The following is a 14,102-nucleotide window of genomic DNA, read 5'->3' as shown; positions in this document are numbered from 1 at the left end:
GTGACACCATGCGCCGTCCAATCCTCAGCCATTTGTTCCTTGCTTCCAGCCTTCTTGCGCTCACGCAGCTGATGACGCCGACGGAGGCCGCGGCCGAAGCGCGGCTCGCCCTCGTGATCGGCCAATCCGCCTATCGCACGGTGCCGGAGCTGCCCAACGCCGCCAACGACGCCAAGGGAATGACGGAGCTGCTCGGCAACGCCGGCTTCACCGTCACCGCGGCGGCCAACCTCGGGCAGAACGAGATGCGCACGGCGATCTCGGATTTCGCCGGCAAGGTCAGTGCCAGCGGCGCCGACACCGTCGCGCTGGTGTTCTATGCCGGCCACGGCCTTCAGATCGACGGCGAGAACTATCTTGTGCCGGTCGATCTCGATCCCAAGCGCGAGGCCGACATTCCGCTCCAGGGCGTGCGGCTGAACGATCTGCTCAACACGCTCGGCGCGCTGCCGACGCGGGCGCGCATCTTCATGCTCGATGCCTGCCGCAACAACCCGTTCCCCGCACTCAGCGGCGCCGGACACGGGCTTGCGATCGTCGACACCAAGGCCGGTGCGCCCGGCTCGTTCATTTCCTATTCGACCTCGCCCGGCGCCGAGGCCGAGGACGGTTCCGGCATCGACAGCCCCTACACCACCGCGGCGCTCTCGGTCGCGAAGCAACCGAACCTGCCGATCGAGGAAGTGTTCAAGCGCATCCGCATCGCTGTGGCGCAGTCGACCGACGGACGGCAGATCCCGTGGGAAAGCTCGTCGCTGACGACCGACTTCAAGTTCTTCGGCGGCGAGAGCAGCAGCCAGCAGCCCGCCCTTCCCGGCGCATCCGCCATGGCGCTCGCCGGCGGCACGCGCAGTGTCGCGGACTGGCGCAAGGATTTGCAGGGCAGGGAGGCGAAGGTCGCCTATGAGCTCGTGATCGCCGACGACACCGCCGAGGCGTATCAGGCCTATATCGAGCTGTACACGCAGGACGCCCGCACGCCGCGCCTGCGCACGGTGCTGGAGCGCCGGCGCCAGATGCTGGCCTGGGAGCGCGCGGTCGCGATCAACACCCGCGCCTCGTTCGAGGCTTACCTCGCCAACTGGGACAACAGCGACCTCGCTGCAACCGCGCGCAGGCTGCTGCTTCGCGTGCAGAACCGCAACTACGTCCTGCCCGCGACGGTCGCAGCCACGCCCGTCCCGGTCGCCGTCGCGATGGCCCCGACCTGCCCGTGCTCGACGCCCACGCCTCCGGCTAGCCCGGTCAACCCGACAGTGGCGCCTGTGATCAAGAAGCGTGTCGACGACACCCCGCCGAAGCGCAAGGTCGTCGAGACGCCGCCGAAGCCGCGCCGGCCGCCGCCCGACGAAGTGATCTACGAGCGCGCACCGCCGCCGGATCGTGGCCCGCCGCCCGGCGCCGTCATGCAAGGTATCGGCATAGGAATTGGTATCGGCATGGGAATGGGTGGTGGCGGCCGCGGCGGCGATTACCACAACGACCGCGGCCGGTACTGAAGGGGACTCGCGCGATACGGAGGACAAATATGTCCTCCGTCATTGCGAGCCAACGGGTCCGCGCGAAGCGCAGCCCGATGACAGGCTCCGCGAAGCAATCCAGAATCTTTCCGCGGAGGGACTCTGGATTGCTTCGCTGCGCTCGCAATGACGACGGATGTAGAGAAATTGCGTCTGCCGCTTGCGATACGGAAATGCTGTAGTCTTATCAGCTGACAAGCATTTCCGGGGACCTCGATGCCGCACGATTCTCACGCCAAGCACGCATGGCCGCTGTTCCGATCACTCGCGTCCTATTCCCTGCCCGGCGACCTCATGGCGGGGCTGACGCTGGCGGCGATCGCAATTCCCGAGCAGATGGCCACCGCGCGGCTCGGCGGCTTCGCGCCGCAGATCGGCTTCTTCGCCTTCATGGCGGGCTCGCTCGGCTTTGCGCTGCTCGGCGGCAACCGTTTCCTGTCCTGCGGCGCGGACTCGACGATCACGCCGATCTTCGCCGGCGGGCTTGCGGCGCTGGCGGCCACCGGGTCGCCGGACTATCAGGGGCTTGCGGTTGCGCTGGCGCTGATGGTCGGCGCCATGATGCTCGCGGGCGGCGCCTTCCGTCTCGGCGGCATCGCGAACCTGTTGTCGGTGCCGGTCATGGTCGGCTTCCTCGCCGGCATCTCCGTCCACATCATCGTATCGCAATTGCCGGGCGTGCTCGGGCTTGAATCGCCGAGCGGGCCGACACTCGATCGCATCGGCGTGCTCGCTGGCCAGCTCGGCCGCACCAATCCCTTCACGCTGTGCATCGGCTTGGGCGTGCTGGCCGTGGTCTTCGTCTCCGAGAAGGTCAGCGCGAAAATTCCGGGCGCACTGATCGGGCTGGTCGCCGCGACGCTGGCCACAATCGCGCTCGGCCTCGAGAGCAAGGGCGTCAATGTCGTAGGCAGCGTGCCGGGCACGCTGCCGCGACCGACCCTGCCCGAGCTTGCGCCGGAGCTGTGGGTGCGCCTCGTCCCGCTCGCCTTCGTGATCACGGTCGTGGTGATGGTGCAGACCGCCGCGACCACGCGGTCGTTCCCGTCCGATCCCGACAAGCCCGCCGATGTCGACCGCGATTTCCTCGGCGCCGGCGCCGGCAGCGTGCTGTCCGGCCTGTTCGGCGCCTTTCCCGTCAATGCCAGCCCGCCGCGGACGGGCATCGTCGCGGAGACCGGCGGACAATCGCAGCTCGCGGGCCTTGCCGCCGGGACAATCGTGCTGGCGCTGCTCGCGTTCGGCACGGGACTGTTGCAGCACGTTCCGGACGCCGCGCTCGGCGGCATCCTGCTGTTCGTCGCGCTACGCATCATCCGCGTGAAGCAGATCGTCACGATCTACCGCCAGTCCCCAAGCGAGTTCCTGCTGATCGTCGCCACCGCCGCACTGATCATCGTGCTGCCGATCCAGCAGGGCGCGTTCCTCGGCATCGTGCTGTCGCTGCTGCACGGCATCTGGAGCACGACACGCGCCAGGCTGGTCGAGTTCGAGCGCGTGCCCGGCACCACGATCTGGTGGCCGGCCCATCCGCACATCACCGGCGAGCGCATCGCCGGCGTCGCCGTGATCGGGCTCCAGGCGCCGCTGTCCTTCCTCAACGCGCCGGGCTTTCGCAGCGACGTGACCAAGGTGCTCGGCGCGGCGACGCCGCAACTGCTGGTGCTGGAGGCGAGCGGCATGGTCGAGATCGACTTCACCGCCGCGCAGATCTTGCTCGAATTGTTCAAGGCGTGCAGCGAACAGGGCGTCACGGTCGCGCTGGCACGGCTGGAATCGGTGCGCGCCCAGGACGCGTTCGAACGTTTCAGATTGTTCGACGCCCTGCCCCGCGAGCACGTCTTCCACAGCGTGGACGAGGCGGTGCGCAAATTGGCGAAATAGCGGCGTTCACTGCACCAGCGTGGGGTGATCCCGCTGTATCGTTTCGCGGATCCAGCTGGCGTGGATCGCGCGGAACAGGATCTGCGCCGTCTTGAGATCGTTCGCCTTCATGCAGAGATCGACGATGCGATGGACCGCGTCATCGCGCATCAATCCATCCGAGATCTTCATCGCGATTTCCATCGCGACCTTGGCCGCGCGCTCATAACGTTCGCTCTCGCGCTTGTCGTCGCGCGCGGAACCTGCCGCGCTTGTGGCCGCGGCGTCACAAATGGCGCGGATACGCGCGGCGGCTTCGATGTCGCCGAGCGGCCCTTCGATCGTCTCGTCCCAGATGTCCGCCACCTTCTGCCTCGCGAACCACTTCATCGCCCCACCACCTGCGGTCTTCCAGCCGCCGTATTACCGCTCTTCAGGTCGTTCAGCGTAGAGAGGCCTGTCGAGATCGGCGAGGCGATTTTTCACCTCGCTTCCTGGCTCGATAGGCATTCAGGACGTCCGGCGTGGTCCGATGGCCTCGAACTGCGCCTTCTGTTCGTCAGTCAGCGTCCCGTAGAAATCCTCCAGCGCTGCGCGAACCGACTTGACGCCGTCGAGCATCAGGTCGAGCCGCTTGCGGACCGCGGCCATTCGCGCCGGCGGCGTCATCACGTCGTTGGGCTGGCAAGCCGCCTTGAGCGATGCGCTGACCCTGGCGCTGGTATCCTGGAGCACCTGCAGCGCCGCGCGCTGCGTGTCGTTGGGGCGCAGCCGCGCCTCGATGTCGGCGCCGGGCCAATCGAGCAAGGCAGGCGCACCACAATTCTGGACCAGCGATCCCCCGGTGTTGTTCGAAGCTGTCGTACGACGCTGGTCCTCGGCCAGTGCATTGAAGCGCGCCTTCTGCTCGTCCGTGAGCGAGCCGTAGAATTTATCCAGGGCGGGCTGAACGAGGTCGACGGCTTTCGCCATCGCCTCGATGCGCTGCTGCATCGCCGTCAGCCGACCGGGCGCCGTCGCGGCGACCTGCACCGGGCAGGACGCGCGGATCATGCCCGCCGCCAGGATCGAGGCGTTGCCGAGCTCGTCGAGGCTTGCGCCTTGCGCCTCCCTCGGCTGCACCGCGGCGGCGATCTGGTCGATCGGCAGACCGACGATCTCGCGGCGGTCGCTGCCGCAAAGCTGATCCAGCGCAACGCCGCGCGCTTGCCGCCGTCCCTGCGGCCGCTGCGGCAGATAGGCCGCAAGACCGTCGTAGCCATAAGGCCCGAAGATGCCGGCATAGATGTCCGGATAGCCGTAGCCCCAGAAGCCGAGACCGTCGCCCCAGATCGTGTAGTCGTAGAGATCGTTATAGGCGAACGGCCAGAACAGCGGACCGACCCAGCCATAACCGCCGCCCGCATGTTGCCACCATCCGCTGCTGGCGCCATGCCAGCCGGCGAGTGCAGCGGCCGCCGCGATCTGGGCTCGCGCCGCCGGATTGCCGATCAGACGGCCGTTGCGGAAGGCGCTGGAATGCACGTTGAGGGCGTTGCGGAAATTCGCGGGGCGGATGGCCGCGTTGCGGATCTGACCGAAGTTCGGACCGCCATGGCGGGCGCCGGTTGCAAACCGCATCCCTCGATGATGCCCGCCGCCGTGCGCGTGCCCACCGCCATGACCGTGGAAATGGCCGCCGCCGTGGTGACCACCGCCATGGTGACCACCGCCGTGCCCGCCTCCATGGCCGCCTCCATGCCCGCCGCCGCCTTTCGCCAGAGCCGCGCCCGCCAGCATGCAGGCAAACGCCACCGCGGCAATTCCAACGACCGGTCGCATCATCGCACCCTCCCGCGCAGAGCCCTGCCATTCAGGCATCGGAACTTGACGGGAATTGGAACCGGCAACATTGCCGAAAGTTCCCAGTTCCCGGCCGCGCAGAGCCTACGCCTCAGGCACGATCTTGCCGGGGTTGAAGATATTGAGCGGATCGAGCGCCTGCTTCAGCGCCCGCATCGCGTCGAGCGCTTCGGGACCGAGTTCGGCCTTGAGGTATTTCTGCTTGCCCTGGCCGATACCGTGCTCGCCGGTGCAGGTGCCGTCCATCGCCTGCGCGCGCTCGACCAGGCGATGCATGAACTCCTCGCCGCGCGCCATCTCGTCGGCGTCGTTGGTGTCGCAGACCAGCGAGCAGTGGAAATTGCCGTCGCCGACATGGCCGACGATCGGCGACAGCAGATTGAGCCGCTTGAGATCCTCCTCGGTCTCGCTGACGCAATCGGCAAGCCGCGAGATCGGCACGCAGACGTCGGTGGCGACCACGCCGACACTGTCGCCGGGCCGCAGCGCCTTCACCGACCAATAGGCGTCGTGCCGCGCCTGCCATAGTTTGGTGCGATCCTCCGGCTTCGTCGTCCAGGAGAAGTCGCCGCCGCCGCATTCCTTTGCGATCTCGCCGAAGGCCTTGGACTGCTCGGCGACTTCGATCTCGCTGCCGTGGAATTCCATCAAGAGCAGCGGCGTCTCCGGCAGCGTCAGCTTGGAATAGGCGTTGCAGGCCCTCACCTGCGCGGCATTGAGCAGCTCGATGCGCGCCACGGGAATGCCGGTCTGGATAGCCAGGATCACGGCCTGACACGCCCCGTGAACCGTCTCGAACGACACCGCGCCGGCCGCGATGGTCTCGGGGATGCCGCGCAGGCGGATGGTCAGTTCCGAGATGATGCCGAGCGTGCCCTCGGCGCCGACGAACAGATGCGTCAGGTCGTAGCCGGCGGATGATTTCTTGGCGCGGGTGCCGGTCGTGATGATCTCGCCGTCGCCGCGCACCACCTTCAACGCCAGCACGCTGTCGCGCATGGTGCCGTAGCGTACAGCATTGGTGCCGGAGGCGCGCGTCGAAGCCATGCCGCCGAGCGAAGCGTCCGCGCCGGGATCGATCGGGAAGAACAAGCCCTGGTCGCGCAGATGCTCGTTGAGCGCCTTGCGGGTGACGCCGGGCTGGATCACGCAGTCGAGGTCCTCGGCATGCACCGCGAGCACCTTGTTCATGTCGCGCAGGTCGATCGAGATGCCGCCGGCGGGCGCATTGACCTGGCCCTCCAGCGAGGTGCCGGTGCCGAAGGCGATCACAGGCACGCGGTTCTTGGCGCAGATGCGCACCACGTCCTGGATATCGGCGGTCTCCTGCGCCATCACCACGCCATCCGGCGGCTGGTTGGGAATCCACGTCGTGGTATGGCCGTGCTGCTCGCGGACGGCCTGCGAGGTGATGAGGCGGTTGCCGAAGCGTGCGGCAAGCTGCTCCAGTGCGCTCGCGAGGGCTTTCGGCTCCGGCCGCGGCGGATTATTGGTGATGGTCGTACCCACGGGAAATTCCTCCGACAGAAGAACCGTGGCAAAGGACATCTAACCGGTCAAGTCAAGCGACCGGACGCATAGCCAGGGAAGGACACATGCCGGAGACCGCCACTGCGCCCAAGGCCGAGCCGTTCCGCGCCTCGATCATGCAGATCGAGCCGCAATGGATCGACTATAACGGCCATCTCAACATGGCCTATTACAACGTGATGTTCGACCGGGCGATCGACGAATTCTGGCTCGAGCTCGGCATCGGTCCGGTCTACAAGAGCGAGCGTCACGGTTCGACCTTCACCGCCGAATGCCATGTGCGCTATCTGCGCGAGATCCATCTCGGCGATCCCGTGCGGATCCTGGTGTGGCTGCTGGAGGCCGACGACAAGCGACTGCATACGTTCGAGGAGATGAGGCACGCCACCGAAGGCTGGTTATCGGCCACCTCGGAGAACATGTCGCTGCACATGGACATGAACGCACGGCGCGTTGCGGCGTTTCCGCCCGATATCCAGCAGCGCATCGCAGGCATCGCCAGGGCCCACAGCGACTTGGCCCGGCCCGAGGGCGTCGGCCGGAGCGTGGCGATGCCCTCGAAGCGGTAGCTAAACCCCTCATCCTGAGGAGCCCGCGAAGCGGGCGTCTCGAAGGATGCAAGGCCACAGTCGGGCCTTCATGGTTCTCTAGGCGATGCGAAGCATCGTCCGGGAGACGCGCGTTCCGCGCTCCTCACCATGAGGATAACACCGCTAGATCCTGCGGCCGCGGGCGAGGCCGACCACGGCCGAAACCAGGAACAGCACGACCGCGATGAAGAAGATGATCTTGGCGATTTCGATCGAAGCGCCGGCGATACCGCCAAAGCCCAGGATACCGGCGATCAGTGCGATAACCAGAAACGTCACAACCCAGCCAAGCATGGTCAAATCCTCGTCTTGATATCTATCTGCGTCGGCGCGGCTGGCCGCGCCACCTGTCCAGACAATCTCGACGCGGGAACGATGGTTCCTGCCCACGCAAGGTGGAAATTCGCCAGGTCCGCAGGAACAAATCGGCCTGCCACGTACGTGGAAAACCCTGCACCGCCGCCCCATATAGGCACCAATCCCTGTTATGAAGGCTCCCTCCCGTCACCCCGCGGTGCCATCGTGGGGCCAAATGATTCGTATGACCGAGCCGAGCAAGATCACCAGCGTCCCCGACCACCAGCCCGCAGCCGGCGGCATCGCCGCGCGTGCGCGCGCCTCGGTGGGCCCGAAATACCTGTCCGGGCTCAATCCCGAGCAGCGCGAGGCGGTGGAGACGCTGGACCGCCCGGTCCTGGTGCTGGCCGGCGCCGGCACCGGCAAGACCCGCGTGCTGACCACGCGCATCGCCCATATCCTGAGCCAGGGCCGCGCCCGCCCCGCCGAAATCCTGTCGGTGACCTTCACCAACAAGGCCGCGCGCGAGATGAAGCACCGGCTCGGCCAGATGCTCGGCCACGCGGTGGAAGGCATGCCGTGGCTCGGCACCTTCCACTCCATCGGCGGCCGCATCCTGCGCACCCATGCCGAGCTGGCGCAGCTCAAGTCGAACTTCACCGTGCTCGACGTCGACGACCAGGTCCGGCTGCTGAAGCAGCTGCTTCAGGCCGACAACATCGACGACAAGCGCTGGCCCGCGCGCATGCTGGCCGGCCTGATCGACGGCTGGAAGAATCGCGGCCTGACGCCGTCGCAGGTGCCCTCGGGCGAAGCCGCTGTCTTCGCCAACGGCAAGGGCGGCAAGCTCTATGCGAGCTATCAGGAGCGGCTGAAGATCCTGAACGCCGCCGATTTCGGCGACCTGCTGCTGGAGAACATCCGCATCTTCCGCGAGCACCCGGATATCCTGCGGCAGTACCAGCAGCGCTTCAAATACATCCTGGTGGACGAATATCAGGACACCAACGTCGCGCAATATCTGTGGCTGCGGCTGCTGTCGCAGGCGCCGGCGAAGCAAACCACGCCCACCGTCATTCCGGGGCGGCTCGAAGAGCCGAACCCGGAATCCAGCAGTGAGTCCGAGGATCGAGATTCCGGGTTCGATGCTGCGCATCGCCCCGGAATGACGGAGCATGTGGCGGTGGCCACGCCCCACGTCAAGAACATCTGCTGCGTCGGCGACGACGACCAGTCGATCTATGGCTGGCGCGGCGCCGAGGTCGACAACATCCTGCGCTTCGACCACGATTTCCCCGGCGCCAAGGTCATTCGCCTCGAACGCAATTACCGCTCGACCGGCCACATCCTCGCCGCCGCCTCGCACCTGATCGCGCACAATGAAGGCCGGCTCGGCAAGACACTGCGCACCGAGGACCAGGACGGCGAGAAGGTCACGGTGACGGGCTCGTGGGATTCGGAAGAGGAAGCCCGCGGCATCGGCGAGGAGATCGAGCAGATCCAGCGCCAGGGCGAGAAGCTGAACGAGATCGCGATCCTGGTGCGCGCCTCCTACCAGATGCGCGAGTTCGAAGACCGTTTCGTCACGCTCGGCCTGCCCTATCGCGTCATCGGCGGCCCGCGCTTCTACGAGCGCGCCGAAATCCGCGACGCGCTGGCCTATCTGCGTGTCATCAATTCACCGGCCGACGATCTCGCCTTCGAGCGTATCGTCAACACGCCCAAGCGCGGCCTCGGCGATGCCACCGTGCAGATGCTGCACGACCACGCCCGCAAGCGCCGCATTCCGCTGTTCGAGGCAGCGCGCGCGGTGGTCGAGACCGACGAGCTGAAGCCGAAGGCGCGCGGGTCCTTGCGCGACCTCGTCGCCCAGTTCGACCGCTGGCGCGCCCAGCGCGAAGTCACCGCGCATACCGACCTCGCCCAGATCGTGCTCGACGAGAGCGGCTACACCGAGATGTGGCAGAAGGACCGTTCGGCAGACGCCGCCGGCCGGCTCGAAAACCTCAAGGAGCTGGTGCGCTCCATGGAGGAGTTCGAGAACCTGCAAGGGTTTTTGGAGCACATCTCGCTGGTGATGGACCGCGACGGCGGCGCCGAGGAAGACGCGGTGTCGCTGATGACGCTGCATTCGGCCAAGGGCCTCGAATTCGACAACGTGTTCCTGCCGGGCTGGGAGGAAGGCCTGTTCCCGAGCCAGCGCACGCTGGACGAACAGGGCCGCGCCGGGCTGGAAGAAGAGCGTCGGCTCGGCCATGTCGGCCTGACCCGGGCGCGGCGCCGCGCCATGATCTATTTCGCCACCAACCGCCGGATCCATGGCACCTGGACGACCACGATCCCGTCGCGCTTCCTCGACGAATTGCCGGCGGCCAATGTCGAGATCACGGAATCCAAGGGTGGCTCGGCCTGGGGCGGCACCGGCGGCTATGGCGCCTCGCGCTTCGACGACATGGAGGCGTTCGGCTCCAGCTATACGACGCCGGGCTGGCAGCGGGCGCAGGCCAACCGCAACCGGGGCGGCGGCCGCACCGGCGCCGGCGGCCACGGCAGCTTCGAGGAAGAGGCCGCGACGTTCTCGTCCTCCTCGTCATCCGGCCCCGATTTCGGCAGCTTCTCCTCGCGCCGGCGCGGGCCGCTGACGATCGAGGGCGAGCTGGTCGCCAAATCCACCGGCACGACCTCGGAATTCTCGCTCTCCGACCGCGTCTTCCACCAGAAATTCGGCTACGGCCGCGTCACCAAGATCGACGGCAACAAGCTCACCATCGCCTTCGACAAGGCCGGCGAGAAGAAGGTCGTGGACAGCTTCGTGCAGCGGGCGTGAGGCCCTCCCCTGTTGCGGCGGCGTTACGCCGCCGTCTTTCTTCGCTCTACGCCCCTTGACCACCGCGAACTTCCCCGTATCAGATGCGGCCATGGTCCGGGGCTCCATCACATTGATCGTGCTGGCATTGGTTATGCCGTCGCTTGCGGCGGCGGAGACCATGAGCTTTGGCGATTCGATCGGAAAGCTGGCGGCGAGCTGCGGTGCGGAAATCGTCGCCAATTGCCGCGGCGTCAATCCGGATTCGACCCGGCTGAAGGAGTGCCTGTCCCGCAACCGCGACGTGCTCTCGCCGCAGTGCCAGAGCGATTATCTCGGCGTCTTCGACGCCATCCAGAAGCGCGTCGCCGCGCGCATCACGGTGGCGAACGCCTGCCAGCGCGAGATCGTCAAGGTCTGCGGCGGCTCGACCAAGGAGACCAGCAAGTCGATCCCCTGCCTGGTCGCGACGCCCAAGGGCATCAGCAACAACTGCCTGAAGGCCGTGGACGACGCGGGGTATCGATGATGCGCGCGAAGGGGCTCTCCACTGCCGGAATCGGCATCGCGCTTGGCCTCGCCTTGCTCGCGGGCGCAGCCAGCGCACAGACGGCGCCGCCAACCCGCGACGACATCGTCGGCAAGCTGAACCATGTCGAAGAGGCCGCCGAAATCGACCTTCCCGCGCTGAAGCAGCAGGTGATGGAGCGCGCCAAGGCCAGGATCAAGAACGATCCGGGGCCGGTGAACCGGCCGCCGATCGCGCCTGATCTCGCCAAGCTGCCCACCTTCAACGCGCAGATTCAGTTCGACGCCGACACGCCGATCATCCAGCCGGCGTCCTACCAGACCGTCGGCCGCATCGCGGACGCGCTGGTTCATTCCTCGCTGCTGCCCTACACCTTCCTGATCGTCGGCCATGTCGAATCCAATTCGAAGACGCGCGAGGCCAATGCGATCCTGAGCCAGCGCCGGGCGGACGCGATCCGCGACGTGCTGGTGAACACGTTCAAGATCTCGACCAAGCGGCTGCACCCGATCGGCCTCGGCGAGGAACAGTTTCTCGACCGGGCGAAGCCGACCGCGGCCGTCAACGGCCAGTTGCAAATCCTGACCTTTGCCAAGGTACCGGAGGAGGCACCCGCGCATCCGGCTGCGGCACCTGCGCCTGCGACGAAAAAGCCCGCCAAGAAGCGCTGAACGAGCGCGCCTCGGCACCTGACGGAACCCCTTGAAGTCCTGATTGTTTTGTGACCTGTTTCACAGCGCGACAGCACGGTCTTGCGCGACAATAGTGCCGGTTTGTGCACTGCCCTATCAGGTGCTATAGGCTCTGGTTCGTCCTTCCCCAACCCTGTGCTGCATGAGACCAAGATGGGTGGCTTGTTTCAACGCCAACTTGCCGTTTATGTCGAGTACCATCGCGATCCCCGGAATACGGCGATGCATGTGGTCGGTATCCTCTTGCTGTTCACGGGCGCCGTGCTGCCGCTGACGTTGGTGAAGGTGCCGCTGTTCGGAACTGAACTCAGCCTGGCAGTCATCCTGGCCTTGCCGGTTCTGATCTATTGGCTGCTGCTCGACGTTGCGCTCGGGGTCGGCATTCTGGCCGTCTCCATCGTGCTGTTTTCGATCGCTACGACCATTTCGGCGCAAGCTAGCACCATGACGATGTGGGCGATTTTCGCCGCGCTGGTCGGGCTCGGCCTCGCCGCGCAGGCCATCGGCCACAAGGTTTTTGAGGGGCGCGAAGCCTCGTTATTCACGTTTCCGTCGCATCTTTTGCTGGGACCGATGTTTGTCATGGCAAAATTATTCATTGCACTGGGCTTCCGTCGCGACCTTGCCGCGATTCTGGCGCCTCTTCCGACCAATTCCCTTTCAACCCGATAGCTCTAGAAGCGAAACAGCAAACCTTCTTCATGGCTCTCGTACTGGTTACCGGTGGCAGCGGCTTCATCGGACATCATCTCGTAGAATCGCTCCGCGCCCGTGGGCAGCGGGTGCGTGTTCTCGACGTCCGGCCGCCGGCCGCCGCCAATACCGACGTCGACTATGTTCACGGCTCGGTGCTGGACGGCGCCGCGGTCGATGCCGCGCTGGCCGGCGTCGATCAGGTCTATCACCTCGCCGGCCTGCCCGGCATGTGGGTTGCCAACAAGCAGGACTTTCACGACGTCAATTTCCGCGGCACCGAGGTCGTGCTGGCAGCTGCGATGAAGCGCGGCGTGTCGCGCTTCCTGCACTGCTCGACGGAATCGATCCTGTTCCCCTATACCGACCTCAACGGCGCGCCCGCCGAGGAGGCGCTGCAGCCGGCCGACGCGATGCCCGGCGCCTATACGCGGTCGAAGTCGCTCGCCGAGCATCATGCCGCGAAGGCCGCGGCCAATGGCTTTCCGCTCGTGATCGGCACGCCGACCATGCCGATCGGTGCCGCCGACCACAATCTGACGCCGCCGACCGCGATGCTCTGGTACTTCCTCCAGAAGAAGGTGCAGCCGCATCTCAACTTCCTGGTCAATCTCGTCGATGTCCGCGACGTCGCCATGGGCCTCGTGCTGACGATGGAGCGCGGCCGCATCGGCCAACGCTACATCCTCGGCGGCGACTGCGTCCCGCTCGGCCGCATCCTCCGAATGATGTCGGCGATGAGCGGCCGCCGGCAGTTCCCGATCGTCGTGCCCGGCAAGATCGCCGAACTTTCCGCCGTCATGCTGGAGAAGATCTCCGATCACATCACGCGCCGGCCGCCCAACGGCACTGGCGAAGGCGTGCGCATCGCGCTTGCCGCGAGCGACCTCTCGATCGGCAAAGCCCGTAATGAGCTTGGCTACGCGCCGCGCCCGATCGAGCCGGTGCTGCGCGAAACCATCACCCATCTGCTCGCCCGCAACGGCCAGCAGCCCTCCGGCGCCATCAAGCATCACGCGCTCTCCTCGCGCGCGGGCTAAGGCCGCCGCCCAAACCAAAGAACCTTTCCTCATGTCCTTCGATTTCAGCAAGCTTCTCTCCGTGGCCTGGGGTGGCTGGACCACGACCTGGCCGACCGAACTCCTGGCCCTGATCTGGCTCGCCTTTCTCGCCAGCTGGGTCGGCGCCTCGTTCTGGCAGGGGCAGACCAAGAAGCAGGTGATGACGCTGGAGTCGCAGCGCTATCGCCTGCCGATCCTGGTCGGCGGCATCCTGTACACGCCGTGGATTGCGGAAGTCATGGGCTGGAAGCCGCTCTGGGTGCTCGGCAACACCGGCATCACCATCGCCGCGGTCCTCTCGGTCGCCGGCATCGCCTTCGCCTGGTGGGGACGGCTGCATCTCGGAAAATTCTGGTCCAACACCATCACCCACAAGGAAGACCACCGCGTCATCGACACCGGCCCCTATGGCATCGTGCGTCACCCGATCTACACCGGTTTGATCTTCGGCATGCTCGTCACCGGCATCGCGATCGGCCTCGTCACGACGATCCTCGGCGCGATCCTGATCTCACTCGGCATGTGGCAGAAGGGCCGGATGGAGGAGGTGTTCCTGTCCAAGGAGCTCGGCGAGGACGCCTACGGCGCCTATTGCCGCCGCGTGCCGATGATCATCCCGTTCCTGTCGCCGCGGTGATAGCGGAGCCCGGACCACACATTCGGTGTCGTCCCGGCGAAG

Annotated in this window: 13 protein-coding genes; 9 read left to right on the top strand and 4 right to left on the bottom strand. The window is 66.1% G+C overall.

The window, feature by feature from the left end; genetic code table 11:
- Window positions 1-8: 8 nt before the first annotated feature.
- Window positions 9-1,499, top strand: coding sequence for a caspase family protein (locus tag A3M7_RS0115235; RefSeq protein WP_027544712.1), 1,491 nt, complete (start codon window positions 9-11; stop codon window positions 1,497-1,499).
- A gap of 237 nt (window positions 1,500-1,736) precedes the next feature.
- Window positions 1,737-3,404 (top strand): SulP family inorganic anion transporter, encoded by a 1,668-nt coding sequence (locus A3M7_RS0115230; protein ID WP_027544711.1) that lies wholly within the window; start codon window positions 1,737-1,739, stop codon window positions 3,402-3,404.
- A 6-nt stretch (window positions 3,405-3,410) separates the two neighbouring features.
- On the opposite strand, the gene A3M7_RS0115225 is transcribed toward A3M7_RS0115230, so the two are convergent.
- From A3M7_RS0115225 to A3M7_RS0115215, 3 genes are all read right to left on the bottom strand, one after another.
- Window positions 3,411-3,773, bottom strand: a complete 363-nt coding sequence (locus A3M7_RS0115225; RefSeq protein ID WP_027544710.1) for a hypothetical protein — start codon at window positions 3,771-3,773, stop codon at window positions 3,411-3,413.
- Window positions 3,774-3,893: 120 nt separating this feature from the next.
- Window positions 3,894-5,207 carry a Spy/CpxP family protein refolding chaperone gene (locus tag A3M7_RS0115220; protein ID WP_027544709.1) on the bottom strand — a complete coding sequence of 438 codons (1,314 nt, stop codon included), beginning with the start codon at window positions 5,205-5,207 and terminating at the stop codon, window positions 3,894-3,896.
- Window positions 5,208-5,309: 102 nt separating this feature from the next.
- Window positions 5,310-6,734 (bottom strand): FAD-binding oxidoreductase, encoded by a 1,425-nt coding sequence (locus tag A3M7_RS0115215; protein WP_027544708.1) that lies wholly within the window; start codon window positions 6,732-6,734, stop codon window positions 5,310-5,312.
- 86 nt (window positions 6,735-6,820) lie between these two features.
- Here A3M7_RS0115215 and A3M7_RS0115210 point away from each other — a divergent pair, with 86 nt between their 5' ends.
- Entirely contained in the window at window positions 6,821-7,324 is a 504-nt protein-coding gene (locus tag A3M7_RS0115210; RefSeq protein WP_027544707.1) for a thioesterase family protein, read from the top strand.
- Window positions 7,325-7,468: 144 nt separating this feature from the next.
- On the opposite strand, the gene A3M7_RS46560 is transcribed toward A3M7_RS0115210, so the two are convergent.
- Window positions 7,469-7,639, bottom strand: a complete 171-nt coding sequence (locus A3M7_RS46560; protein WP_014493008.1) for a DUF1328 domain-containing protein — start codon at window positions 7,637-7,639, stop codon at window positions 7,469-7,471.
- A 238-nt stretch (window positions 7,640-7,877) separates the two neighbouring features.
- Here A3M7_RS46560 and A3M7_RS0115200 point away from each other — a divergent pair, with 238 nt between their 5' ends.
- The 6 genes from A3M7_RS0115200 to A3M7_RS0115175 all read left to right on the top strand — a co-directional run bounded on the left by A3M7_RS0115200 (window position 7,878) and on the right by A3M7_RS0115175 (window position 14,060).
- Window positions 7,878-10,469 (top strand): ATP-dependent helicase, encoded by a 2,592-nt coding sequence (locus tag A3M7_RS0115200; RefSeq protein WP_027544706.1) that lies wholly within the window; start codon window positions 7,878-7,880, stop codon window positions 10,467-10,469.
- Between the two features lie 91 nt (window positions 10,470-10,560).
- Window positions 10,561-10,977, top strand: coding sequence for a hypothetical protein (locus A3M7_RS49650; protein WP_027544705.1), 417 nt, complete (start codon window positions 10,561-10,563; stop codon window positions 10,975-10,977).
- The gene (locus A3M7_RS49645; RefSeq protein ID WP_027544704.1) at window positions 10,977-11,648 is read left to right on the top strand and encodes an OmpA family protein; all 672 of its coding nucleotides are present in this window, start codon (window positions 10,977-10,979) and stop codon (window positions 11,646-11,648) included. The genes A3M7_RS49650 and A3M7_RS49645 overlap by 1 nt, the downstream gene beginning before the upstream one ends.
- 174 nt (window positions 11,649-11,822) lie before the next feature.
- On the top strand, window positions 11,823-12,341 hold the full coding sequence (locus A3M7_RS0115185) for a DUF962 domain-containing protein (RefSeq protein ID WP_027544703.1): 519 nt from the start codon (window positions 11,823-11,825) through the stop codon (window positions 12,339-12,341).
- A gap of 29 nt (window positions 12,342-12,370) precedes the next feature.
- On the top strand, window positions 12,371-13,402 hold the full coding sequence (locus tag A3M7_RS0115180; RefSeq protein ID WP_027544702.1) for an NAD-dependent epimerase/dehydratase family protein: 1,032 nt from the start codon (window positions 12,371-12,373) through the stop codon (window positions 13,400-13,402).
- Between the two features lie 31 nt (window positions 13,403-13,433).
- Window positions 13,434-14,060: an isoprenylcysteine carboxylmethyltransferase family protein gene (locus A3M7_RS0115175; RefSeq protein ID WP_027544701.1), complete on the top strand. Its 627-nt coding sequence runs from the start codon at window positions 13,434-13,436 to the stop codon at window positions 14,058-14,060.
- Window positions 14,061-14,102: the final 42 nt, after the last annotated feature.

This window comes from Bradyrhizobium sp. WSM2254 (assembly GCF_000472645.1).
Classification (GTDB): Bacteria; Pseudomonadota; Alphaproteobacteria; order Rhizobiales; family Xanthobacteraceae; genus Bradyrhizobium; species Bradyrhizobium niftali.
Note: the sequence above shows the minus strand (reverse complement) of the source record. Positions and strands in the feature narration are given on the sequence as shown.

Excerpts from the sequence above, each read along its gene's own strand:
- A3M7_RS0115200 (WP_027544706.1), top strand. The coding sequence starts at position 7,878 with ATGATTCGTATGACCGAGCCGAGCAAGATCACCAGCGTCCCCGACCAC.
- A3M7_RS0115235 (WP_027544712.1), top strand. The coding sequence starts at position 9 with ATGCGCCGTCCAATCCTCAGCCATTTGTTCCTTGCTTCCAGCCTTCTT.
- A3M7_RS0115185 (WP_027544703.1), top strand. The coding sequence starts at position 11,823 with ATGGGTGGCTTGTTTCAACGCCAACTTGCCGTTTATGTCGAGTACCAT.
- A3M7_RS49650 (WP_027544705.1), top strand. The coding sequence starts at position 10,561 with ATGGTCCGGGGCTCCATCACATTGATCGTGCTGGCATTGGTTATGCCG.
- A3M7_RS49645 (WP_027544704.1), top strand. The coding sequence starts at position 10,977 with ATGCGCGCGAAGGGGCTCTCCACTGCCGGAATCGGCATCGCGCTTGGC.
- A3M7_RS0115210 (WP_027544707.1), top strand. The coding sequence starts at position 6,821 with ATGCCGGAGACCGCCACTGCGCCCAAGGCCGAGCCGTTCCGCGCCTCG.
- A3M7_RS0115175 (WP_027544701.1), top strand. The coding sequence starts at position 13,434 with ATGTCCTTCGATTTCAGCAAGCTTCTCTCCGTGGCCTGGGGTGGCTGG.
- A3M7_RS46560 (WP_014493008.1), bottom strand. The coding sequence starts at position 7,639 with ATGCTTGGCTGGGTTGTGACGTTTCTGGTTATCGCACTGATCGCCGGT.
- A3M7_RS0115225 (WP_027544710.1), bottom strand. The coding sequence starts at position 3,773 with ATGAAGTGGTTCGCGAGGCAGAAGGTGGCGGACATCTGGGACGAGACG.
- A3M7_RS0115230 (WP_027544711.1), top strand. The coding sequence starts at position 1,737 with ATGCCGCACGATTCTCACGCCAAGCACGCATGGCCGCTGTTCCGATCA.
- A3M7_RS0115180 (WP_027544702.1), top strand. The coding sequence starts at position 12,371 with ATGGCTCTCGTACTGGTTACCGGTGGCAGCGGCTTCATCGGACATCAT.
- A3M7_RS0115220 (WP_027544709.1), bottom strand. The coding sequence starts at position 5,207 with ATGATGCGACCGGTCGTTGGAATTGCCGCGGTGGCGTTTGCCTGCATG.